The organism is Pseudoalteromonas sp. SG43-1 (assembly GCF_014164415.1).
Taxonomy (GTDB): Bacteria; Pseudomonadota; Gammaproteobacteria; order Enterobacterales; family Alteromonadaceae; genus Pseudoalteromonas; species Pseudoalteromonas distincta.
Window position 1 is genome coordinate 131630 of the sequence record NZ_JACJFD010000007.1, and the last position, 23451, is coordinate 155080.

The 23451-nt window shown below is 39.4% G+C and carries 20 protein-coding genes and 5 tRNA genes; 20 read left to right on the forward strand and 5 right to left on the reverse strand.

Going from position 1 to position 23451, the window contains the following annotated elements; translation table 11 throughout:
- The 7 genes from H5159_RS21040 to purF form a co-directional block, all read left to right on the forward strand.
- Positions 1-854 (forward strand): FimV/HubP family polar landmark protein (locus H5159_RS21040; RefSeq protein ID WP_310735989.1); only part of this gene is annotated, 854 nt, incomplete at its 5' end.
- Positions 855-1132: 278 nt separating this feature from the next.
- Complete coding sequence (gene truA / locus H5159_RS07775; RefSeq protein ID WP_165724236.1) at positions 1133-1927, forward strand: tRNA pseudouridine(38-40) synthase TruA; 795 nt, start codon at positions 1133-1135, stop codon at positions 1925-1927.
- A 155-nt stretch (positions 1928-2082) separates the two neighbouring features.
- Entirely contained in the window at positions 2083-2958 is an 876-nt protein-coding gene (accD, locus tag H5159_RS07780) for an acetyl-CoA carboxylase, carboxyltransferase subunit beta (protein ID WP_007376856.1), read from the forward strand.
- 25 nt (positions 2959-2983) lie between these two features.
- Positions 2984-4249 carry a bifunctional tetrahydrofolate synthase/dihydrofolate synthase gene (gene folC / locus H5159_RS07785; protein ID WP_182780102.1) on the forward strand — a complete coding sequence of 422 codons (1266 nt, stop codon included), beginning with the start codon at positions 2984-2986 and terminating at the stop codon, positions 4247-4249.
- An 11-nt stretch (positions 4250-4260) separates the two neighbouring features.
- A complete protein-coding gene (locus H5159_RS07790; protein ID WP_182780103.1) occupies positions 4261-4902 on the forward strand; it encodes an SPOR domain-containing protein in 642 nt (213 codons plus the stop codon).
- Between the two features lie 195 nt (positions 4903-5097).
- Positions 5098-5592, forward strand: a complete 495-nt coding sequence (locus H5159_RS07795) for a CvpA family protein (RefSeq protein ID WP_002958356.1) — start codon at positions 5098-5100, stop codon at positions 5590-5592.
- A gap of 18 nt (positions 5593-5610) precedes the next feature.
- The gene (gene purF, locus H5159_RS07800; RefSeq protein WP_024596369.1) at positions 5611-7137 is read left to right on the forward strand and encodes an amidophosphoribosyltransferase; all 1527 of its coding nucleotides are present in this window, start codon (positions 5611-5613) and stop codon (positions 7135-7137) included.
- A 114-nt stretch (positions 7138-7251) separates the two neighbouring features.
- Here the strand turns inward: purF and H5159_RS07805 are convergent, their stop codons facing one another.
- A complete protein-coding gene (locus H5159_RS07805) occupies positions 7252-7851 on the reverse strand; it encodes a Yip1 family protein (RefSeq protein ID WP_024596370.1) in 600 nt (199 codons plus the stop codon).
- Positions 7852-8057: 206 nt separating this feature from the next.
- On the opposite strand from H5159_RS07805, the gene miaE reads away from it, so the two are divergent.
- Positions 8058-8825, forward strand: a complete 768-nt coding sequence (miaE, locus tag H5159_RS07810) for a tRNA isopentenyl-2-thiomethyl-A-37 hydroxylase MiaE (protein WP_182696375.1) — start codon at positions 8058-8060, stop codon at positions 8823-8825.
- Here miaE and H5159_RS07815 read toward each other — a convergent pair.
- From H5159_RS07815 to H5159_RS07825, 3 genes are all read right to left on the reverse strand, one after another.
- The gene (locus H5159_RS07815; RefSeq protein WP_002958352.1) at positions 8822-9607 is read right to left on the reverse strand and encodes a transporter substrate-binding domain-containing protein; all 786 of its coding nucleotides are present in this window, start codon (positions 9605-9607) and stop codon (positions 8822-8824) included. The two genes, miaE and H5159_RS07815, sit on opposite strands and share 4 nt — an antisense overlap.
- Before the next feature lie 54 nt (positions 9608-9661).
- Entirely contained in the window at positions 9662-10399 is a 738-nt protein-coding gene (locus H5159_RS07820) for a UDP-2,3-diacylglucosamine diphosphatase (RefSeq protein ID WP_039484437.1), read from the reverse strand.
- Positions 10400-10488: 89 nt separating this feature from the next.
- Positions 10489-10980 carry a peptidylprolyl isomerase gene (locus H5159_RS07825; protein WP_002958350.1) on the reverse strand — a complete coding sequence of 164 codons (492 nt, stop codon included), beginning with the start codon at positions 10978-10980 and terminating at the stop codon, positions 10489-10491.
- Positions 10981-11135: 155 nt separating this feature from the next.
- Here H5159_RS07825 and cysS point away from each other — a divergent pair, with 155 nt between their 5' ends.
- A complete protein-coding gene (gene cysS, locus H5159_RS07830; protein ID WP_182780104.1) occupies positions 11136-12515 on the forward strand; it encodes a cysteine--tRNA ligase in 1380 nt (459 codons plus the stop codon).
- Between the two features lie 72 nt (positions 12516-12587).
- Here the strand turns inward: cysS and folD are convergent, their stop codons facing one another.
- Positions 12588-13442: a bifunctional methylenetetrahydrofolate dehydrogenase/methenyltetrahydrofolate cyclohydrolase FolD gene (gene folD, locus H5159_RS07835; RefSeq protein ID WP_002958348.1), complete on the reverse strand. Its 855-nt coding sequence runs from the start codon at positions 13440-13442 to the stop codon at positions 12588-12590.
- 353 nt (positions 13443-13795) lie between these two features.
- On the opposite strand from folD, the gene H5159_RS07840 reads away from it, so the two are divergent.
- From H5159_RS07840 to H5159_RS07890, 11 genes are all read left to right on the forward strand, one after another.
- A tRNA-Pro gene (locus H5159_RS07840) sits at positions 13796-13872 on the forward strand.
- A 57-nt stretch (positions 13873-13929) separates the two neighbouring features.
- A tRNA-Arg gene (locus H5159_RS07845) sits at positions 13930-14006 on the forward strand.
- Positions 14007-14029: 23 nt separating this feature from the next.
- A tRNA-His gene (locus H5159_RS07850) sits at positions 14030-14105 on the forward strand.
- A gap of 14 nt (positions 14106-14119) precedes the next feature.
- Positions 14120-14196 (forward strand) — tRNA-Pro (locus H5159_RS07855).
- A gap of 70 nt (positions 14197-14266) precedes the next feature.
- A tRNA-Pro gene (locus tag H5159_RS07860) sits at positions 14267-14343 on the forward strand.
- Positions 14344-14721: 378 nt separating this feature from the next.
- The gene (tig, locus tag H5159_RS07865; protein ID WP_182780105.1) at positions 14722-16026 is read left to right on the forward strand and encodes a trigger factor; all 1305 of its coding nucleotides are present in this window, start codon (positions 14722-14724) and stop codon (positions 16024-16026) included.
- Between the two features lie 164 nt (positions 16027-16190).
- Positions 16191-16808: an ATP-dependent Clp endopeptidase proteolytic subunit ClpP gene (gene clpP, locus H5159_RS07870; protein ID WP_024590978.1), complete on the forward strand. Its 618-nt coding sequence runs from the start codon at positions 16191-16193 to the stop codon at positions 16806-16808.
- A 135-nt stretch (positions 16809-16943) separates the two neighbouring features.
- A complete protein-coding gene (gene clpX, locus H5159_RS07875) occupies positions 16944-18227 on the forward strand; it encodes an ATP-dependent protease ATP-binding subunit ClpX (protein ID WP_002958344.1) in 1284 nt (427 codons plus the stop codon).
- A 151-nt stretch (positions 18228-18378) separates the two neighbouring features.
- Complete coding sequence (gene lon, locus H5159_RS07880) at positions 18379-20748, forward strand: endopeptidase La (RefSeq protein WP_182780106.1); 2370 nt, start codon at positions 18379-18381, stop codon at positions 20746-20748.
- A 183-nt stretch (positions 20749-20931) separates the two neighbouring features.
- Positions 20932-21222 (forward strand): HU family DNA-binding protein, encoded by a 291-nt coding sequence (locus H5159_RS07885; RefSeq protein ID WP_158000827.1) that lies wholly within the window; start codon positions 20932-20934, stop codon positions 21220-21222.
- A 171-nt stretch (positions 21223-21393) separates the two neighbouring features.
- A complete protein-coding gene (locus H5159_RS07890; RefSeq protein WP_182780107.1) occupies positions 21394-23295 on the forward strand; it encodes a SurA N-terminal domain-containing protein in 1902 nt (633 codons plus the stop codon).
- Positions 23296-23451 lie beyond the last annotated feature (156 nt).

Here is a 23451-nt window from a genome sequence, read left to right on the forward strand (position 1 = left end):
AAACACTAGAAAGTGAGTTGCCATTTACCCCCGAAGAATTACAAGGTGATGATTTAGACGGTGAGGCGCAGGGAGTCGCTTCCAGCCAAGCTGAGCAGGACTTATCAAATGCGCTTTCTGAAAATAATGATTTAGATAGTTTAGAAGACGATTTTGATGATGAAATTTTAATTGAAGACGATTTTTCTGACTTAGATGTTGAGTTTGACGAAGATATTTTAGAGCAAGCGCTAACTGATGAGTTATCAGACGAGCAGCAAGAGCAAACAAATGCAGAGCGCGAAGCACAGTTAACAAACTCAGATGAAGCAGGTAGCACTAATATTAGCTCTGACGATGAACTTGATGAAGAGTTTATGTCAAATTTGACGCAAACTGATTTTGATTCATTACTTAGTGAGTTAGCGGAGCCTGAAGAATTAAGTGCTGAGGATAGCAGTGAATTTGATGTCGACTTTGACAGCTTGCTAAAAGAAGACTTAGAGGAAGATGACTCATTAACTACAAAAGAGCCACTTGTTGAAAGTAGTGATATTGAGCAACTTGATAATGATGAATTTGTAGATATAGATTCATTATTAGAAGAAAGTGAAGAGGCTGAACTTGAACACGAACCTTACACCGACGTTAATATGGATGTCGGTTTGAGTGAGTTTGATGCATTACTTGCTGGTGATAACCCAACCGATGTTGATGCTGAAAGTGGTGGTTATTCAGCTAAACTAGATTTAGCGCGTGCTTATATTGAAATTGATGATTTTGATTCTGCGCTCAAGGTCATTGAGGATGTCATCAACAAAGGCCCAGAAGAAGTTCAAGAAGAGGCACTTAGTTTAAAAGCGAAACTAAAATAACAAATTGTTAAAAAAACCCTTAATTGGTTATTCTAATTAAGGGTTTTTTTATGGATGTTAGTTTAATTATAACAAGGGAAAGCAACGCATTAACGAAGTGAATTTTATAGTATGTAATTGTTATAAAAGAATAATTTACATCGTAATTATTAAGTTATTTGATTCATTGAAATGATCATGTTTTTAATAAAAAGGGTATTACCGCACACCTCCTTTTATTGCGTCGAGAGATAGCATAAAATGCCGTGTTCATTAGCACAGTAGGTAAAGCAGTAATTATGCGAGTAGCACTTGGAGTTGAATACAACGGCGTACGCTATAGTGGGTGGCAACGTCAATCACATGTAAATAGCGTACAACAAGAAGTAGAAAAGGCATTGTCGCGTATTTGTAATCACCCAGTTGAAGTAGTATGTGCGGGGCGAACTGATGCGGGTGTGCACGGTACAGGTCAAATAATACATTTTGAAACTGAAGCTTCGCGTGACATGGTCGCATTTACAATGGGTATGAATACCTTATTGCCTAAAGATATTGCTATTCGCTTTGCACAACCAGTTGCTGTCGATTTTCATGCTCGTTTTAGTGCAACCGCTCGCCGATACCGCTATATTATTTATAACTCTCCTTTTCGAGGAGCAGTGTTAAACGAAGGGGTTACGCATTTTCATCACCCATTAGATGAAGTTAAAATGCAGGAAGCCTGTCAGTATTTGATCGGGACACACGATTTTACATCTTTTCGAGCGATCCATTGTCAAGCAAATACACCGACTCGCACTATTCATCATTTATCGGTACAGCGCCAAGGGTGTTACGTTATTATTGATATTAAGGCGAATGCGTTCTTGCATCACATGGTACGTAATATAACGGGGAGCTTGATGGATATTGGCATACATAAGCAACAGCCCATTTGGTTGAAAGAATTACTTGATTGTAAAGAGCGTGCTAAAGCAAGTGCTACAGCTAAAGCTGCAGGTTTATACTTGGTTGATGTCGATTATCCTGAAGAGTTTAATATTCCTAAAATGCCTTTAGGTCCATTGTTTTTACCTGACGCTGAAATTTAGTTATGGTTGCCGTTAGTGTTTTTTATGAACACTTTTAACTACTAAGACCAGTTTTTTATACCGCGTTAGTGTAATTCATGTTTTAATTGAAAAAATTTGTCTGCTAATTGCTATTGGCAGGCTCGCGACACAGAACAGCATTAAGAGAGTTGCAAATGAGTTGGCTAGAAAAAATCTTACCTAAAACGACAAAATCATCAGGTCGTAAAGAAATCCCAGAAGGTGTTTGGGCTAAGTGCACATCGTGTGATTCAATTTTATATAAAGCTGAATTAGAAAAGTCATTAAACGTATGTCCTAAGTGTGACCACCACATGCGTGTTAGTGGCCGTAAGCGCCTGGAGCACTTTTTAGATGAAGGTGACCGTCAAGAGCTTGGCACACAACATGAGCCTAAAGACATTCTTAAGTTTAAAGATTCTAAAAAATACTCTGATCGTATCAGTGCAGCCCAAAAAGCAAGTGGTGAAAAAGATGCACTTGTAGCTATGAAAGGCCGATTAAAAGGTATTCCAGTTGCAGCAGTAGCATTTGAGTTCTCGTTTATGGGTGGTTCAATGGCTTCTGTTGTTGGCGCTCGCTTTGTTGATGCTGTTGATCAATGTTTAGAGCATAACATGCCGCTTATTTGTTTTTCTGCATCAGGCGGTGCACGCATGCAAGAAGCGCTTATGTCGCTTATGCAAATGGCTAAAACAAGTGCTGCACTTGCAAAAATGACTGAAAAAGGTCTTCCGTTTATTTCAGTCATGACTGACCCAACTATGGGTGGTGTATCTGCATCACTTGCTATGCTGGGCGATATTAACGTTGCAGAACCTAAAGCATTAATTGGTTTTGCGGGTCCTCGTGTTATTGAGCAAACTGTTCGCGAAACATTACCTGAAGGCTTTCAGCGTAGTGAATTTTTGCTTGAACACGGTGCAATTGACATGATTATTGACCGCCGTGAAATGCGCGATACCCTTGCACGCATTTTAGCTAAATTTATGAACTTGCCTTCTACGGAACAAGAGCATAGAGTAGCGTAAATTTCAGCTTTACTGATTACACGCTATGACAAAAAAAATTCCTAGCCAATCATCAAGCCTTGATGATTGGCTTTTTTATTTAGAAAGTGTTCACCCAGCTAACATTGCTATGGGCTTAGAACGAGTTGCTAATGTTGCTAACAATATTGGCCTGTTAAACACTCCAAGTAAAATTATTCTTATTGCCGGTACAAACGGTAAGGGCACCACAGCACGCTGCTTAGAGTCGCTATTGCTAGCGCAAGGTTTCAATGTGGGTACTTACGCATCTCCACATTTAATTCGTTATAACGAGCGTGTACGAGTTAATGGGGAAGAATTGGCAGACCAATTTCATATAGATGCTTTTCACCAGCTTGAGCAAGGCCGTAAAGACACTGCTCTGACTTATTTTGAATATGGTACTTTGGGGGCGTTGGCAATTTTTAAACGCTGTAACGTCGATTATGTATTACTAGAGGTTGGTTTAGGTGGGCGCTTTGACGCCACAAATATAGTCACTCCCTTTGCAAGCGTGATCACCACTATAGACTTAGACCATAAAGAGTACTTAGGTGATACCCGTGAGTTAGTGGCTTATGATAAAGCCGGTATTTTTCGTGAAAATACGCCCGCTATTATAGGGGATTTAAATATTCCTCACACAATGACTGATTACGGCAAAGAAATTAATGCCAACATGACGCTGTCGGGCAGTGACTTTATTTTTAAAGAAAATGCTGAGAGCTTTAATTGGCAATATAAAGAACATAATCTTGAAATAGATAAGCCTGCAATACCGTGTCAAAATGCAGCTACCGCATTAACTACGCTAAGTGTTTTAAACTTATTACCTAGTGAATCAATTATACGAAGTTGTTTAGCTAATTTAGTTGTCGAAGGGCGCTTTCAACAGTTAAGTGTTGAGCCTTTAGTCTTTACCGACGTAGCACACAACCCTGAGTCGGCGCGTTATTTAGCCAATAAGTTATCAAGCTATAAAGATAAAGGCTTTAAAATTCATGCATTAGCCGCTATGCTTGCTGATAAAGATAAAGCGGGTGTATTTAAAGAAGTAAGTCACTTGGTCGATGAGTGGTCATTAGCGAGCTTAAGTGGCCCGCGAGGCGACACTGCAAGTAATTTACAAAATGCACTGCACGAATTGTCTCATCATAATACTATTAATAGCTATGATAGTGTGGCACAAGCACTGAATGTAATTTTACCAGAACAACAAAGTGATACTATGTTGATTATATTTGGTTCATTTTTTACAGTTGCTGGCGCTATTAATTACTTTAAAAAATAGAGAGGATGTCGGTGAACTCAAGTTTTATTAATCGCTTAGTCGGAACAAGTATAGTGGTGATCGCAGCAATTGTGTTTATCCCTAATATACTCGATGGCGAAAAAGTGCATTATAAAGAAGGCTTTAAAGCGATCCCAGACCGCCCTGAGTTCAAAACAATCGATCTTCAAGAGTCAATTGATGAAAATATGGCTAATGCTGAGCCACTAAAGCAAGATGAAATTGAAGACATTCAAGCTGACGATGAAGCTTTTGAGCAGCAAAGCGCGATGGATGAGAGTGATTACGCTGTGGAAGATAAAGTTGTTGAAGCAACTATAGAACCCAAAGCTACACCAATTACAAAAGCGCCTGTTCAAGCTAAGCCAGAGCCAATTGCACCACGTAAAAGTGATGAAAACCTAACGAATATGGCCTATGTTATTCAATTAGGTAGTTTTTCACATGTTGCAAACGTTAAAGCATTACAGGCTAAATTAAAGGCTGAAGGGTTTAAAACGTTTACTAAACCGATTAAAACCCCAAATGGGACACTAACCAAAGTATTTGTTGGTCCTTCGCTTGATAAAAGTGAATTACAAAAGCAGCTCCCCCAGCTCAAAGAGCTTACTAAATTAAATGGTAAAGTTACGCAGTACGAAGTAACAAAATAATTTTAAAAAGGCTTGTATAACAAGCCTTTTTTTTATTTATTTATATTTTTTTTATCATTATCTTTATCTCACAATACCTAGACTAGAATGTTAATTTTTTGTATTAACTACAACCCAGTAATCTCCCGTTTAAACTTGCATACTAACGATGTTTGGGTATAGAATGCGCCCCAAATTAGCGACTAATTGGTTCTTATGATCTGGGTTGATTACGCCATTATTGGCATCATTGTATTGTCTACCATCATCGGTTTAATACGCGGCTTTGTAAAAGAAGCAATGTCATTAGCTGTATGGGCTGGCGCCTTTATCATCTCTAGCTTATTTTACCAATATTTAGCTTCCTTCCTAACAACCATTTCTGAACCCCTTTTAAGAAATGCGGCGGCCATAGCCATATTATTCTTTGCGACGCTACTGTTAGGCGGTTTACTAAACTACATTTTAGGTGAACTTGTACATCGTACTGGTTTATCGGGTACCGACCGTGTTTTTGGCATAGTGTTTGGTGCTCTACGAGGCGTGTTGGTCGTGAGCGCGTTACTCTTCTTTCTTGATGCTTTTACTGGTGCACCCAATACGCACTGGTGGGGCAATTCTATTTTGATTCCAGAATTTGGCTTTGTTGTTGAATGGTTCTTTTCGTACCTAGAAAACAACTCGAGCTTTTTAAATTCAGTAAACCGTTAATCGGCGAGGATAAATTACATGTGTGGTATCGTTGGAATAGTCGGAACATCCCCTGTCAATCAGGCGATTTATGATGGCTTAACTGTTTTGCAGCACCGTGGTCAAGATGCCGCGGGTATCATTACCATTGAGAATAATACGTTCAGCTTACGCAAAGCAAATGGCTTAGTGAAAGATGCCTTTCACACTCGTCATATGAAACGACTACAAGGTACGATTGGTCTTGGCCATGTGCGCTATCCTACAGCAGGGTCTTCAAGCTCATCTGAAGCACAGCCTTTTTATGTTAACTCACCGTTTGGTATAGCGCTTGCCCATAATGGTAACCTTACTAATGCAGAAGCTTTAAAAGAGCAGTTATTCTCAGAAGCACGTCGTCATGTAAATACAACATCTGATTCAGAAATCTTACTCAACATCATGGCACATGAACTAAGTAAATCTGATAAGTTGCATTTAGACCCTGAAGATATATTTACTGCGGTAACCGAGGTAAATAATAAAGTAAGCGGTGGTTATGCAACAATTGCTATGATTATTGGTCACGGCATTGTTGCTTTTCGTGACCCTAATGGTATCCGTCCACTTGTATTTGGTAAACGTGAGACTGCAAAAGGCACTGAGTACATGTTCGCTTCAGAAAGCGTTGCGTTAAAACCGGATGGTTTTGAGTTTGTACGTGATGTTGCCCCTGGTGAAGCTATATATGTTACAGAAGAAGGTGAATTTCATTCACTTAGTTGTGCAGATAAAGCATCTTACTCGCCGTGTATTTTTGAATTTGTTTATTTTGCTCGACCTGATTCAACAATAGACCGTATGTCTGTGTACGCAACACGCGTAAACATGGGCACAAAACTAGGTGAAAAAATTGCACGCGAATGGGCTGATAAAGACATTGATGTAGTTATCCCAATCCCAGAAACTTCATGCGATGTAGCACTGGAAATTGCACGTGTGCTTGATTTACCGTATCGTCAAGGTTTTGTTAAAAACCGTTATATCGGTCGTACATTTATCATGCCTGGCCAAGAGATGCGTAAAAAATCAGTGCGTCAAAAGCTAAACGCAATTGATCGCGAGTTTAAAGGTAAAAACGTATTATTGGTTGATGACTCAATTGTTCGTGGTACAACATCAGCACAAATTGTTGAAATGGCTCGAGAGTCTGGTGCTAAAAATGTTTACTTTGCATCCGCAGCGCCTGAAATACGCTTCCCTAATGTGTACGGTATTGATATGCCTTCAGCAGCTGAGCTTATTGCTCACGGACGTGAAGTTGAAGATATTAATGCAAGTATTGGTTCTGACGGTTTAATCTTTCAATCGTTAAAAGATTTAATAGCTGCGGTTAGCCAAGAAAACCCTGAAATTACTAAGTTCGAAACCTCTGTATTTGATGGGCAATATATTACAGGCGATATTGATCAAAACTATTTAAACCGTATTGATGAGCTACGTAACGATTCAGCAAAAAGCACCCGCGAAAGTGCGATGTCTTCAAGTTTAGAGATTCACAACCAAGACGAAAACGAAGCTGATTAATAATTAGTTAATAAAAAGTCGTTACATAAAAAAAGGAGCTAATTAGCTCCTTTTTTGCGAAGGAAAGAAAGGGAACATTTCTATCAAACACGACTCTTTTTTAGCTAAACTTTATTAAGTAAACATTGGACTAACAATCCCATTTGTCCAAAGCATAGCTGTTACAGCTAAAATAATAACTAATAATATTAATCCGCACGTTACAACTGAGCTAGCATAAATAAAACCACGCTCTTCTGGAATATGCATAAGTATTGGTACGCCGGTATAAAGTAAGTAGACCGAGTAAGCTAGCGCAATAATTCCAATACACACTACAAACCAAAGTACAGGCCAAAAGGCGGCAAGCGCTGACATAAACACAGGTGTTGCAGTATAAGCTGCAAGTTCAAGTGTTTGTGTAAATGTAGGCTTAGAGCCAAATGTAACGGCCATCCAATGAGCCAAATACGCCAATGCAAAAACACCAGCTATTAAAGCAAAATACATTGCAACTGCAATTAATAGCGCACTATCGTGCGTTAAAAATACAGGATCGCCTGCGCCTATACTCCATCCTAAATAAACAGATGAGTAATAACCCATTATTGAAGGAAACAAAGCAATCAGTAAAATATGCGACAAACTATAGGTTAGACTTTCATGGCGATTATCTATTGTTTGCCATTCTTCAAGTGGGTGAGCATAAATGCCCCAGAGGTGATTTAGTATCATAGTGCTTACTCCATAAAAGGAACGTATTACTGTTTTGGTTGGTTTATTTTTATACAGTCTACGTACAGTTATGGTTCACTTATTTTGCAAAGTCAAGTTAACTCACTATTAACATTTTTGCACAGGTTAGGGCTTTGATTTATCCCAAACAAAATTTCGTGTTAAAATAATGGCATATCAAATTTATTTAGTAATGAGCAGTCAACGTGCCACATAGCCAACTTTTAGAGCCGATCAATAACTTTTTAGTGTGTACAACCCCACAGCAGTGGGTGGAGCAGGCAATTAAAAAAGAGAACTTATCAGTAATCTTAATCGATCACTTAATTTGTGAGTTAAAAGCGGCTCAAAGTGCGATGTTTTTAATACGTAAATACGCTGTTGATAAAGAGGGCAGTGATGCCTTACTCGAGTGGCTAAAGCCATTTGAAACGCTTATTTATAAGCGTGAAGGAAATTGGCGTGATCTCGCCGCTAAAAATAAGCTAACTAAATCAATAATTCCTAAATCTAATTCGCCATATGGACAAGATTTAATTGATAAAATGGTATTGTTGATAAAAGAAGAGTTGCATCATTTTTACCAAGTGCTCGAAATTATGGACGAGTACGGTGTAGAGTACCAAAGCATTACACCATGTCGTTATGCAAAAGGCATGCTTCGTCATGTTAAAACGTTTGAGCCAAACGCCCTTGTTGATAAATTAATTGTAGGCGCTTACATTGAGGCGCGTTCATGTGAGCGTTTCGCAAAGCTTGCGCCGCATGTTGACAAACGTTTAGGTGATTTTTATATTTCGCTGCTGCGCTCTGAAGCCCGTCATTACCAAGATTATCTAACTTTAGCGCAAGAAATTGCTGATTTTGATATTACCGAACGAGTTAAAGAATTTGGCGAGATTGAAGCCGAATTAATTTCATCACAGGATGAAGATTTTAAGTTTCATAGTGGCCTGCCAATAGCAGAAAGCTAATTTTCTTTTAAAAAATTAATGTATTCAGCTGTTTTTTGATTGCTGAAATTGTGTTTCTTCATGATTTCAGCAATGCTTCCGTTTTCAATTATTATATCAATCCCTCTATTAAACTTTTGTAAGTACTCTTTTGCCCTGTAATTTGATTTAGAGACAACTAAATATAGTTTATGAGAAGCAAGATCTGGCAATAAGTACTCAATTTTATTCTTATCTAAATCAACTTCGTTATTGTGCTCAAGCCAATACTTCCCTACTTCTTTAGTGCCTGCGACCAAATCAATACGTCCTTGTTGTAGCAGGTATAAACTTGTAGGAAGGCTTTTAGTGGATGTTATTGCCAGCTCAGTATTTCTTGTAAACTCTTGGCTTACAAAGGCATTGTCTTCTGTACCAATACTATAAGGTGTTAATGACTGAACTGTACCATCGAAGTTAATAGCACTCTCTTTGCGTTTAAAAATTCCTGAATGAGCAACTGCAAGTGGGCGAGAGTAGTAAAAAACTTCATTTCTTTTTAATGAATAAAAAGCGCCTAAAATAGCTGTTTTTCTCTTTTTTTCTAATAGCTTTAGGGCGCGGTCCCATGTCGTAAACTCGGCTTCGCTATTAATGCCTTGAGTTTTAAGGGCTGATTGAGTGATTTCGTATAACCAACCGTTATCAGGAAGGTTTTCGCTAAAATAGGGAGGGTAGTTTTCAGTAACAATTTGCCATGTTTGCTCGCTAAATACTTTGGTAGGAATGGCAATTACTACGATGAAAATTAACAGCTTAATCATTAAACCTCTCACTATTATTCAAATATATAGTTAAATAATAGTCAGGATTTTAAATTATGCGAAAGGCGTGCTAATTAATTCTTGTGATTGAGGGGTAACGACTAAATAAGAGCCTTGGGTATACCAGTCACCTAGCACTGTACGAGTAAGCGTTTGTTCATCAACTTTATAGGTATGAACATTAGGGCGGTGAGTATGACCATGAATCATATTAGTAACGTTATGTTTAGCAAAGGTGGCAAGCACGGCTTCATCTACAACGTCTAAAATTTCGATAGGTTTATCAGCTTGGCTCAACTTACTTTTTTCACGGGCATTACGCGCTATTTTTTTACGATACCAAAGTGGCATTGCAAGCATTAATTTTGGCCACCACCAACCACGGCTTTTTTTACGAAATTTTTGATACTCAGTATCTTGAGTACACATTTCGTCGCCATGTAAAATAACGGTAGGCGTACCATATAAATCAATGACTGTTTGTTCATCGAGTAAAGTCATTGCGGCCATGTCTGCATATTGCTTGCGCATGATGAAATCACGGTTGCCATGTATAAAATAAACAGGTGTCCCACCATCATTAACGGCGCTTAAATGCTTTGCTACATCGGCACTCAGCGCTGTAATGTAGTCATCTCCAACCCATACTTCAAAAAAATCACCCAAAATATAAAGTGCATCTACATCTTTATTTAGTATATGCGTATTTAAAAAGTCAAAAAATGCAGCGCTAATGTCGGGGCGGTTTTCGCTTAGGTGTAAATCTGCAATAAAGTAAGTTTGGCGAGTCATAGGTCAGTCTTTTCGATATAAATAAAGCGGGCGTATACACATTGCGTAAATGCCCGCTGATACTCCACATTACGTGGGTAAACTTACTATTAGCTAACAGTAACGCTTTCGATGATCACATCTTCAAGAGGCACGTCTTGGTGAAAACCAGTACTACCTGTTGCTACGCCTTTTATTTTATTTACTACGTCCATGCCTTCTACTACTTCAGCAAAAACACAGTAACCCCAGCCTTGCGATGTTTCGCTGCTGTGGTTTAAAAAGTCATTGTTGTTCACGTTAATGAAAAACTGCGCTGTAGCTGAATGAGGATCAGGCGTACGCGCCATTGCTAAAGTACCTATCTTGTTAGATAGGCCATTATTAGCTTCATTTTTAATTGGGTCGTTAACTTCTTTTTGTTCCATACCTGGTACAAAACCACCGCCTTGAACCATAAAACCATCGATTACACGATGAAAGATAGTGCCGTTGAAAAAATCAGCATTTGCATACTCTAAAAAGTTTTTAACTGTGTTTGGAGCTTCTTGCTCAAACATTTTAATGGTGATGTCACCAAAATTGGTGTGTAGAACAACCATGTGTTTTCCTATATCTGGTTTAAATATTGGCGCTATTTTATCGTAGTTGGCTAAGATTAACAAAGTAGATGTTTGGTTTGTTATAAAGCGCTAGAGCAGGGGCTTTTCAAGTGGTAACATAACTGTTCAAGTAAATAGTCAAGGACTCAAAGTAAATGGTAAATATATACAACACACTCACGCGACAAAAAGAGCAATTTAAACCTATGGTCGAAGGCAAAATCGACATGTATGTGTGTGGTATCACCATTTATGATTACTGCCATATTGGACACGCTCGTACTTTTGTTGGTTTTGACGTTATTGTGCGCTACTTACGTCATATTGGTTACGATTTAAAATATGTACGTAACATTACAGATATCGACGATAAAATAATTAAACGCGCAAATGAAAATGGTGAGTCAATAAACGATTTAACTGTGCGCATGACTAAAGCGATGCATGAAGATTTTGATAGCCTAAATATGCTACGCCCAGATATTGAACCAACAGTTACAAGCCATATGGATGAAATCATCGCTATGGTTAAGCGCTTGATTGAAAAAGGCCATGCCTATGTTGCAGCTGATGGCGATGTTTTGTTTGATGTATCAACGTTTGAGCAATATGGTGCGCTTTCTCAGCAAGATCTAACTATGTTGCAATCAGGTTCTCGCGTAGAAGTGGCTCAAGATAAAGACGATCCACTTGATTTTGTGTTATGGAAAAAAGCCAAAGCAGGTGAGCCATCATGGTCATCACCGTGGGGTGATGGGCGTCCTGGTTGGCATATTGAATGTTCGGCAATGAGCTCAAAACACTTAGGAGAGCATTTTGATATTCACGGTGGCGGGTCTGATTTACAGTTTCCACATCATGAAAACGAAATTGCCCAGTCGTGCTGTGCAAACAACGGCAAGTATGTAAATACATGGATACATACTGGCATGGTGCAAGTAAATAAAGAAAAAATGTCTAAGTCGTTAGATAACTTTTTTACTGTGCGTGAGGTTTTAAAAGCATACGACGCTGAATCTGTTCGTTACTTTTTAATTTCAGGGCATTACCGCAGCCAATTAAATTACTCACAAGAAAATTTAGACCAAGCGCGTTCATCACTTGAACGCATTTATACAGCGCTTCGTGATGTCGTACCGGTAGAGTGCGACTTAGAAGGCAATGAGTTTGTTGCTAAGTTTAGAAAAGCAATGAATGATGACTTTAATACACCAGAAGCACTACCTGTGTTGTTCGAACTTGCTAAAGAATTAAACCGCGTAAAAGAAAGTGAAGCAGGTCAAGCTGGCAAGTTAGCGTTTATACTGCGTAGCCTCGGTGAAGTGTTAGGTGTTGCTCAACAAGCACCGGAAGCTTTTTTACAAGGTGGGCAAGATGACGACGAAGTTGCGACAATTGAAGCATTAATTGTAAAACGTAATGAAGCACGTGCTAGTAAGGACTGGGCTGCTGCTGATGAAGCTCGCGATGCACTTAATGCGTTAGGTGTAATACTTGAAGATTCAGCTGGTAAAACAACGTGGCGTAAAGCGTAAGCGTTTAAAGTAATTCAGGTCAAACTAAAAAAGGGTTGCCAAATGGCAACCCTTTTTTGATTTTTTAACAGCTTAGCTGTGATACTTTTCACACGCTTCAAGTGTGTTTTCAATTAAGCTTGCGACAGTCATCGGGCCAACGCCACCTGGTACAGGTGTAATAAAATGTGCTTTTTGTTCGGCCACACTGTATTGAACATCACCGACTAATTTACCCGTATCTAAGCGGTTAATGCCCACATCGATAACAATAGCGCCTTCTTTTATCCAATCTCCCGGTATAAATTCCGGTTTACCGACAGCCACAACTAATAAGTCAGCGCGGCGAACATGTGTTTCTAAGTCTTGAGTAAATTTATGACACACAGTGGTAGTACAACCTGCTAATAAAAGCTCTAACGACATTGGACGACCAACAATATTTGACGCGCCAACGACAACTGCATGCATCCCTTTATAGCGTACACCCGTTGAATCAAGTAATGTAATAATGCCTTTAGGCGTACATGGGCGAAGGGCAGGCATACGCTGTGCTAATCGACCAATGTTATATGGATGAAATCCATCAACATCTTTATGTGGGGTAATACGTTCTAAAATCTTTTCAGCATCAAGACCTTTTGGCAGTGGTAACTGCACTAAAATTCCATCAACTTCGGCATCATTATTTAGCTCGTCAATTAAATCTAAAAGAGTTTGCTCTTGTGTGTCTGCTGGTAAATCAAATGATTTAGAGATAAAACCGACTTCTTCACAGGCCTTACGTTTTGAACCAACATAAACTTGGCTTGCTGGATCAAGTCCTACAAGTACTACTGCAAGTCCTGGTGCACGTAAACCATTTGCTACACGTTCACTTACGCGTTCTGCTACAGCGCTACGTACTTGTTTTGCGATTGCCTTACCATCAATGATGTTTGCCGTCATGGGTGACCTTTAATTGGGGTTAATTAACTAGATACCGATACTCTAAAAACGAATGCATAATAAAATAGGGGTAAAAATGCTAATAAAGAAAAATACGCTCTTTATTTAACTCGTTTTATAATGTGCCTACTATTTTCGCAGAAAAGCATAGCAGCGCCAAGTTGCTTTTAAGGTATATAACGTTTGAGCTGTTAAATAGTTTAAAATTCAGCCGACTATTGTAATATTTAACCATTGTGCACTAAAAATGAGCACTTGATTGGTTTTCTTAAAAAAACGTTTGACCTAACCCCGTCAAATCACTATTATGCACCCCGTTGTCAACGAGGTCACTCGCTAGCAATAATAAGTTTCGGCGATTAGCGCAGTTTGGTAGCGCACTTGGTTTGGGTCCAAGGGGTCGCAGGTTCAAATCCTGCATCGCCGACCATTTTTTTATAATTTTTTATAATCGAATAGCTTATTGGTAAACTATGAAGTTTTCGATGCGCCCATAGCTCAGCTGGATAGAGCAACGCCCTTCTAAGGCGTCGGTCGAAGGTTCGAATCCTTCTGGGTGCACCATTTGAAAACATGTAAATATAGCGGTGATTGTAGCTCAGTTGGTAGAGCCCCGGATTGTGATTCCGGTTGTCGTGGGTTCGAGCCCCATCAGTCACCCCATTTACAACGAATATCGGCGATTAGCGCAGTTTGGTAGCGCACTTGGTTTGGGTCCAAGGGGTCGCAGGTTCAAATCCTGCATCGCCGACCATTTTCTTAAAATGGTCTTAAACTCTCAGTTTAAGTGTTCAGTATGAAAAAAGAAGTTAACTCTTCAATGTCGGCGATTAGCGCAGTTTGGTAGCGCACTTGGTTTGGGTCCAAGGGGTCGCAGGTTCAAATCCTGCATCGCCGACCATTTTCTTATCCAATAAGAACAATAAGTAAACTCCTCTAAGTTATAAATCTAAATCTGTTAGCCTATAATTCTATTAAATAATTTCTATTTTATTCTATTTAGTCCGTAGTTAGCCTGTTTTTTATTCAGTTAGTCTTTATAGTCCCTTATCTAGTCCAAATAATTGCCCCCTATACTCGACTATCATAAATATTAGGTTATAATGCCGCGTCTATTGTTTAACATAGTGCCCGAAGGGCAAAGCAGCAATGGTGTCTCATGGTAGCGACGGATGCTTTTAAGTGTGGAAAACCGCTTAAACTTTATCAAGACTCATGCAGAACACTTTGTTTGTAAAGGAAGGCGAACAGTCGCCAAAATTGAATATTGAGGTAAATCATGCAAGTTTCTGTTGAGACGACCCAAGGCCTTGAGCGCCGTATAACTATCACCGTTCCTTCAGAGAACGTTGAGACCGAAGTAAAAAAACGCCTACAACAACTGTCAAAAACACAGCGTATAGATGGTTTCCGTGCTGGTAAAGTTCCAGTATCTGTAATTAACAAGCGTTTTGGCCCTGCAGTTCGTCAAGAAGTTGCTGGCGAAGTAATGCAACGTAATTACATTGAAGCAATCGTTTCTGAAAAAATCAACCCAGCTGGCGCGCCTACATTCGCTCCTAAATCACTTGAAGCAGGTAAAGATTTAGAATTCTCAGCAACGTTTGAAGTTTACCCTGAAGTTGAAGTTCAAGGTTTAGATAAAATTACTGTTGAAAAACCAGCAGTAACAGTAACTGACGAAGATTTAGCTAACATGCTAGAAACACTTCGTAAGCAACACGCTGAGTGGGCTGATGTTGATACAGCTGCTGGCGAAAACGACCGTGTAACAGTTGATTTCGTAGGTACTATCGACGGTGAAGTATTTGAAGGCGGCAAAGCTGAAGACTTCCCATTAGAACTTGGTCAAGGTCGTATGATCCCAGGTTTTGAAGATAACATCGTAGGTAAAAAAGCAGGCGAAGAAGTAGTTGCTGATGTAACTTTCCCTGATGATTACCACGCTGAAAACTTAAAAGGTAAAGCGGCTCAATTCACTATCACAGTGAAAAAAGTTGAAGCACAAGAATTACCAGAACTAAGCGAAGAGTTTGCAACCAAATTCGGTGTTACCGAAGGCGGCGTAGACGCGCTTAAAGAAGAAGTTAAAAAGAACATGACACGTGAGCTAGACCAAGCGGTTAAAGCAAGCGTTAAAGACCAAGCAATCAAAGGTCTTTTAGCTAACAACGAAATCGAAGTGCCTAAAGTACTAGTTGATCAAGAAGTTGATGCTCTACGTCAGCAAGCAGCTCAACGTTTTGGCGGCGACGCTCAAAACATGCCAGAGCTTCCAGCTGAATTGTTCCACGAGCAAGCTGTAACACGTGTTAAAACTGGCCTTTTATTAGGTGAAGTGATTAAAGCTAACGAGATTAAAGTTGATGATGCTAAAGTTGAAGCATTAATTGCAACGGTAGCTTCTGCATACGAAGATCCAACTGAAGTAGTAGAATACTACAAAGGTAATGATCAACTTATGCAGCAAATGCGTAATGTAGCAATGGAAGAGCAAGCTGTTGAAGCTATTTTAGCTAAAGCAGTTGTTACTGATGTTGAAAAAGCATTTGATGACATCATGAATCCACAGCAAGGTGCTTAATAAGTCATTGACTTAAGCTCTCGCTAACGATTAAATGGCTCGTGCTACTCTGTTTATACAGCGTGCCCGGGCCATTTTAGTTTTTGGCTCTAAATTTGCGAAAAACGATAACTATGCTTCCTTATAATAAGGATAAGTATAAGCGCATAAGGAATTAAATAAGTATGAATACTGGTATTACAGATCCCCTAAATGCATTGGTCCCAATGGTTGTTGAACAAACACCAAAAGGCGAGCGCTCGTATGATATTTATTCGAGATTATTAAAAGAGCGTATTATCTTTTTAACAGGTCAAGTTGAAGACAACATGGCAAATCTGATTTTAGCGCAAATGCTATTTTTAGAATCAGAAAATCCTGATAAAGATATCTTTTTATACATTAACTCACCAGGTGGTTCAGTAACTGCGGGTATGGCTATTTACGACACAATGAACTTCATCAAACCAGATGTAAGTACAATATGTGTAGGTCAAGCTGCAAGCATGGGTGCTTTTTTACTTACTGCTGGCGCTAAAGGTAAACGTTTTTGTTTACCAAACTCTCGTGTGATGATTCACCAACCATTAGGTGGTTTCCAAGGTCAAGCATCTGACTTTGAAATACACGCTAAAGAAATTCTGTCTATTAAAGCTAAGCTTAATCGCTTAATGGCTGAGCATACAGGCCAACCATTGGATATTATCTCTAAAGACACAGATCGTGATAACTTTATGAGTGCCACGCAAGCTGTAGATTACGGCTTGGTAGACTCAGTTTTTACAAATCGCGATAAAAAGTAAGCGCTTGGTGAGCGGGATTGCCTGTTTGCCACTTTGAGTTACTATGCGAAAACTAATAAATTTTGGTATAGTTAAAGCGTATTGAAATAGCCGCCAACAGTTTTGGTGGCCAACGTAATAAAATGAGGTAGCTGAATGTCTGACACTCCTACAGACGGCGACAAAAGTAATAAATTGTTATACTGCTCTTTTTGTGGCAAAAGCCAACATGAAGTGCGTAAATTAATTGCAGGCCCTTCAGTATACGTTTGTGATGAATGTGTAGAGTTGTGTAACGATATTATCAGGGAAGAGATCAAAGACATTGCTCCTAAGCATGATACGTCTGACAAACTACCTGTACCAAAAGAAATTCGTAAACACTTAGACGATTATGTTATTGGCCAAGATCATGCTAAAAAAGTATTGTCTGTTGCCGTTTATAACCATTATAAACGCCTGCGTAACCAATCGACTAAGCAAGACATTGAATTAAGTAAAAGTAATATTTTGCTTATCGGTCCAACAGGTAGTGGTAAAACATTACTTGCAGAAACGTTAGCGCGTCTACTCGATGTGCCGTTTACTATGGCCGATGCCACTACATTAACCGAAGCAGGTTATGTAGGTGAAGATGTTGAAAACATCATTCAAAAGCTTTTACAAAAGTGCGATTACGATGTTGAAAAAGCGCAACGTGGCATTGTTTACATTGATGAAATTGACAAAATTTCTCGTAAATCAGATAACCCGTCAATTACGCGTGATGTATCGGGCGAGGGCGTTCAACAGGCGCTACTTAAACTGATTGAAGGCACCGTTGCTTCTGTTCCACCGCAAGGTGGTCGTAAACATCCACAACAAGAGTTTTTACAAGTAGATACTTCTAAAATCTTGTTTATTTGTGGTGGCGCATTTTCAGGTTTAGATAAAGTAATTGAGCAACGTAGCCACAAAAATACCGGTATCGGTTTTGGCGTTAGCGTAAAAGAGTCTGCGGCGAGTCGTTCTTTAAGTGAAACATTTAAAGACGTAGAACCAGAAGATTTAGTTAAATACGGCTTAATTCCTGAGTTTATAGGTCGTTTGCCAGTAGTTGCTACGTTAACAGAACTTGACGAAGCTGCTCTTGTGCAAATATTAAGTGAACCTAAAAACGCGATTACTAAACAGTTTTCAGTATTGTTTGGTATGGAAGACGTTGAACTTGAGTTCCGTGATGATGCCTTAGCTGCAATTGCCCACAAAGCAATGGAGCGTAAAACAGGTGCACGTGGTCTTCGTTCAATCGTTGAAGGTGTGTTACTTGATACTATGTACGAACTTCCTTCAATGGATGACGTAAGCAAAGTGGTTATTGATGAAACCGTTATTAAAGGTGAGTCAGACCCAATCTTGATTTATGAAAATAATAAACAAGATAAAGCTGCATCAGAATAGTTTTTAAGCTATTTGAGTGAAAAAAGGAGCCTTAGGCTCCTTTTTTTATAATTAATTTAATCGAGTAAGGGAAAATTGTTGAACTTTAATTAGGTTATCCCCATATACTTGAGTAATCTTTAAAATAAATTAAGTGCGAAGAGAAACTATAATGACGCTTGAGAGAACCGACCGAGTCGAAATCCCAGTCCTTGCACTGCGCGATGTTGTGGTATATCCGCACATGGTGATCCCGCTTTTTGTAGGCCGTGAAAAATCAATAAAATGCCTAGAAGCGGCAATGGACAAAGACAAACAAATTTTCTTGGTTGCACAAAAAGATGCAACTGTAGATGAACCTGAGCAAGAAGATATTTATCGTATCGGCACTATTGCCACTGTACTTCAGTTATTAAAATTACCGGACGGTACAGTTAAAGTTTTAGTAGAAGGTACACAGCGCGCACAAATCGAAGAATTTGTAGATAACGAAGACTTTTTTGTAGCTAATGCTCAATTTATTGAATCTGATTCGGTAGACGAGAAAGAACAAGAAATTTTTATTCGTAGCGCAATTAGCCAGTTTGAAGGCTATGTAAAGCTAAATAAAAAAATCCCTCCTGAAGTACTAACTTCAGTTTCAGGTATTGATGAGCCAGCGCGCCTTGCTGATACAATGGCAGCCCATATGCCATTAAAAGTACCTGAAAAACAAAAAGTGCTAGAAATTTCAAACGTGACAGAACGTCTTGAATATTTAATGGCATTAATGGAAGGCGAAATAGACTTACTGCAAGTTGAGAAGAAAATTCGTACCCGCGTTAAAAAGCAGATGGAAAAGTCACAGCGCGAGTATTACCTCAATGAGCAAATGAAAGCCATTCAAAAAGAATTGGGTGAGCTTGATGATGTACCTGATGAATTTGAAGCACTTAAAAAGCGCATTGAAGAATCGGGTATGCCAGCAGAAGCACAAGACAAAGCGACGACAGAGCTTAATAAGCTTAAGATGATGTCGCCAATGTCTGCAGAGGCAACTGTAGTGCGTTCATACATTGACACATTAATTAATGTGCCATGGAAAAAACGCTCTAAAGTGAAAAAAGATTTAGCGGGCGCGCAAAAAATTCTTGATAGCGATCACCATGGCTTAGATAAAGTAAAAGAGCGCATTATCGAGTACCTCGCGGTACAACAGCGTACCAATAAGCTTAAAGGGCCAATTTTATGTTTAGTTGGGCCACCAGGTGTTGGTAAAACATCGCTAGGGCAATCTATCGCGCGTTCAACTGGTCGTAAGTATGTGCGTATGGCGCTTGGCGGCGTACGTGATGAAGCTGAGATTCGCGGTCATCGTCGTACATACATAGGTTCAATGCCAGGTAAGCTAATTCAAAACATGACAAAAGTGGGCGTTAAAAACCCATTATTCTTATTAGATGAAATCGATAAAATGTCATCGGACATGCGCGGCGACCCAGCATCAGCATTGTTAGAGGTGCTTGATCCGGAACAAAACAGTCATTTTGCCGATCACTATCTTGAAGTCGATTACGATTTATCTGACGTTATGTTTGTAGCAACATCAAACAGCTTTAACATTCCTGGTCCATTATTAGATCGTATGGAAGTTATTCGCTTGTCGGGCTACACCGAAGATGAAAAGCTAAACATTGCAAAAGAGCACTTAATTACTAAACAAGTTAAACGTAACGGTTTAAAAGAGTCTGAAATAGTTATCGAAGACAGCGCAATTATTGGCATTATTCGTTATTACACACGTGAAGCGGGTGTACGTAACTTAGAGCGCGAAATTTCGAAACTATGCCGTAAAGCCGTTAAAAATATCTTACTTGAAAAGGACACTAAAATAGTGACCATCAATCAAGATAACCTAGAAGACTTTTTAGGTGTGCAGCGCTTTGACTATGGCAAAGCTGAAGATGGTGACCGTATTGGTCAAGTTACAGGCTTAGCATGGACAGAAGTTGGCGGTGATTTGCTAACAATTGAATGTGCGGCAGTGCCAGGTAAAGGCAAGTTAAGTTACACCGGCTCTCTTGGCGATGTAATGCAAGAGTCGATTCAAGCGGCAATGACGGTTGTGCGTAATCGAGCAGATACTTTCCGTATTAACAGCGACTTTTACGAAAAACGTGATATTCACGTACACGTACCTGAGGGCGCAACACCAAAAGATGGTCCTAGTGCGGGCGCAGCAATGGTAACGGGTCTTGTATCTAGCTTAACGGGTAATCCTGTACGAGCAGATGTTGCAATGACAGGTGAAATTACACTACGCGGTGAAGTACTTCCGATTGGTGGTTTAAAAGAGAAGTTATTAGCGGCGCATCGTGGTGGAATTAAAACAGTGATCATTCCAAAAATTAACGAACGTGACTTAAAAGAGATACCAGACAACGTGCTGGCAGGTCTTGATATTCACCCAGTTACTTGGATTGACGAGGTGTTAAAGCTTGCTTTAGTGCATCCTGTTGAGAGTTTTTCGGTCGAAACACCTAAAAACCAAGAAAAAACATAAAAAAAGTGCTTTTTAGGGCTTTTCAAATCTAAACGGTATGATAAGTTAAGCACTGGTTTTCAAGCCTAGCCCTTACGGGGCCTAGGCTTAAGAAAAATATAATCATGTGGGCATTAAAAGTTTGCTCTAAAATTTTCAAAAAAGTGATGTTAGTTTAAAAAACCATCGCTCTTGATAATAACAATGAAAGAGGATGATATTGTGAATAAATCTCAATTAATCGATCAAATCGCAGCTGATGCTGACATTTCTAAAGCGGCTGCAGGTCGTGCACTAGATTCATTCATCGAATCTGTATCTGGCGCGCTAAAAGATGGCGACTCAGTTGCACTTGTAGGTTTTGGTACTTTCTCAGTACGTGAACGTGCTGCACGTTCAGGCCGTAACCCGCAAACTGGTGAAACTATCCAAATTGCTGCTGCAACTATTCCAGCTTTCAAAGCCGGTAAAGCGCTTAAAGACGCAGTAAACTAATCACTGTTTTAAACACATTAGTTATGGCGAGTGTAAAGTTACTGATTCACCACAACAGATGAGTTAAGTAACTTTTCCGTCAGTTACTTCAAGTGAAAAAGCGTATCTGGTAAGATACGCTTTTTTTACATGTGACAAGGTAAAATACCTTGATCAAAAAGAGATAAACAAATGCTTGAGAAAATCAGAGAAGGTTCGCAAGGACCTGTAGCCAAAATAATTTTAGGCGCGGTGATTTTATCTTTTGCCTTAGCAGGGATCGGTAGTTACTTAGGTCAAACCACAGAACAACCCGTTGCTGAAGTAAATGGAATTAAAATTAGTCAAACCGATTTTAACCGTGCTTATCAAAATGAACGTAGCCGTTTAGAGCAACAATTTGGTGAATACTTTACACAAATTGCAGCTGATCCAAATTACATGGCACAAATTCGTCAAGGTGTAGTTGACCGCTTAGTACAACAAGAATTGCAATCACAGCTAGCGGCTGATTTAGGCCTTCGCGTAAGCGACGAAAGTGTACGTAAAACAATTTTAGAATTACCGTACTTTCAAATTGGTGAAAAGTTTAATAACGACCGTTACCTACAAGTAATTCGTCAAATGAATTTTCAACCAGATGCTTTTCGTGAATATTTACGTAAAGATATGACACGCAGCCAGGTAGTATCTGCTGTTGCAGGTACAGACTTTGCCCTAGAGAGCGAGCTGAAAAGCGCAATTGCTCTTCAGCAGCAAACTCGTAGTATTGATTACGTAGTTGTAAACAAAGAGGCACTTGCCGCGAATGTTGAAGTATCAGATCAAGAAGTATCTGATTACTACGACTTAAACGCATCTCAATTTTTATCTCCAGAGCTTATCTCAGTAAGTTACATTGAGCTTAAAGCAGCAGATATCAATGTTGAATCGGTAACCGAGGATGACGTTAAAGCGTATTATGAGCAAAACAAAGCACAATACGTTGAGCCAGAAAAGCGTCGCGTATCACATATCTTAATTGATAACAGTGAAGACGATGATGCAGCAAAAGAAAAAGCCAATGCTCTTCATGCACAGCTAGAGCAAGGTGCAGACTTTGCTGAGTTAGCACAATCATCGTCTGACGATATCGTTAGTGGCGAAATGGGCGGCGATCTTGAGTGGATTGAGCGTGATGTAATGGACCCTGCATTTGAAGACGCGGCTTTCGCGCTTGAAAATAAAGGTGATATTTCTGACGTTGTTACTTCTGAGTTTGGTTATCACATAATTAAACTTACTGACATTCAATCACAACAAGTTAAAGCGTATGACGATGTTAAAGCTGACTTACGTGCTGAATTAGAACAAGCTGAAAAAATTGATGCATTTTACGAAAAGCAAACTGAAATGGGTGCACTTGCATTTGAAATTTCAGACCGCTTAGATGATGCTGCAGAAGTTGCTGAAGTGGAAGTTAAATCTACACCTCTTTTAGCACTTAATGCTCTACCAGAGCCGTTAAACAGCCCTGCAGTTGTTACAGCATTAACATCAGTTGATTTACTTGAAGATAAAGTAAATTCTGAAGTTATTGAGCTTGGCGATGAGCATGCAATCATTGTTCGTATTAACGAGCATAAAGCTGCTGCTACTAAGCCGTTAGACGAAGTAAGCGAGGAAATTAAAGCGCGTTTAGTGAATGAAAAATCATCTGAGCTTGCTAAAGAAAAGGCACGTAGCTTATTTGCAGAAGTACAAGCAGGTAAGAGCTTAAACGATGTTGCTAACGAGCAAAGCTTAACACTTCGCCAAGAAGCGCAGTTAACACGTCAAAGCTATACTGTTTCACCTGCTATTGTGACTCAAGCTTTTAAAATGGCTCACCCAGCGGATTCTGCGGTAGTCGATCTCGTTAATTTAAATAATGGTGATGCAGCAATTGTAGCGCTTAAGTCGGTAACGGATGCACAAGTTGCAGCTAATATTGACCCTCAAGCAAAACAAAGCATTACTATGGCGCAAGCTAATAAAAACTACATGGTATTTATTGAAGCGCTTAAAGCCAATGCTGAGCTTAACTTACCAACGGCTACACAAACTGTTGAGTAATTAATTTTAGCTCATAAAGAAAGGCGCTTTTAAAGCTGTCTCTTATACACAAATCCCTGCTAAGAAATTAGCGGGGATTTTTTTGAACTAAATCTCAATGTCATGATCAGATCTTCAAATCTTGTTTGAGGGCACATTATGATTAACGAACATACT

Excerpts from the sequence above, each read along its gene's own strand:
- truA (WP_165724236.1), top strand. The coding sequence starts at position 1,133 with ATGCGAGTAGCACTTGGAGTTGAATACAACGGCGTACGCTATAGTGGG.
- accD (WP_007376856.1), top strand. The coding sequence starts at position 2,083 with ATGAGTTGGCTAGAAAAAATCTTACCTAAAACGACAAAATCATCAGGT.
- folC (WP_182780102.1), top strand. The coding sequence starts at position 2,984 with ATGACAAAAAAAATTCCTAGCCAATCATCAAGCCTTGATGATTGGCTT.
- H5159_RS07795 (WP_002958356.1), top strand. The coding sequence starts at position 5,098 with ATGATCTGGGTTGATTACGCCATTATTGGCATCATTGTATTGTCTACC.
- purF (WP_024596369.1), top strand. The coding sequence starts at position 5,611 with ATGTGTGGTATCGTTGGAATAGTCGGAACATCCCCTGTCAATCAGGCG.
- H5159_RS07805 (WP_024596370.1), bottom strand. The coding sequence starts at position 7,851 with ATGATACTAAATCACCTCTGGGGCATTTATGCTCACCCACTTGAAGAA.
- H5159_RS07815 (WP_002958352.1), bottom strand. The coding sequence starts at position 9,607 with ATGATTAAGCTGTTAATTTTCATCGTAGTAATTGCCATTCCTACCAAA.
- H5159_RS07820 (WP_039484437.1), bottom strand. The coding sequence starts at position 10,399 with ATGACTCGCCAAACTTACTTTATTGCAGATTTACACCTAAGCGAAAAC.
- H5159_RS07825 (WP_002958350.1), bottom strand. The coding sequence starts at position 10,980 with ATGGTTGTTCTACACACCAATTTTGGTGACATCACCATTAAAATGTTT.
- cysS (WP_182780104.1), top strand. The coding sequence starts at position 11,136 with ATGGTAAATATATACAACACACTCACGCGACAAAAAGAGCAATTTAAA.
- folD (WP_002958348.1), bottom strand. The coding sequence starts at position 13,442 with ATGACGGCAAACATCATTGATGGTAAGGCAATCGCAAAACAAGTACGT.
- tig (WP_182780105.1), top strand. The coding sequence starts at position 14,722 with ATGCAAGTTTCTGTTGAGACGACCCAAGGCCTTGAGCGCCGTATAACT.
- clpP (WP_024590978.1), top strand. The coding sequence starts at position 16,191 with ATGAATACTGGTATTACAGATCCCCTAAATGCATTGGTCCCAATGGTT.
- clpX (WP_002958344.1), top strand. The coding sequence starts at position 16,944 with ATGTCTGACACTCCTACAGACGGCGACAAAAGTAATAAATTGTTATAC.
- lon (WP_182780106.1), top strand. The coding sequence starts at position 18,379 with ATGACGCTTGAGAGAACCGACCGAGTCGAAATCCCAGTCCTTGCACTG.
- H5159_RS07885 (WP_158000827.1), top strand. The coding sequence starts at position 20,932 with ATGAAAGAGGATGATATTGTGAATAAATCTCAATTAATCGATCAAATC.
- H5159_RS07890 (WP_182780107.1), top strand. The coding sequence starts at position 21,394 with ATGCTTGAGAAAATCAGAGAAGGTTCGCAAGGACCTGTAGCCAAAATA.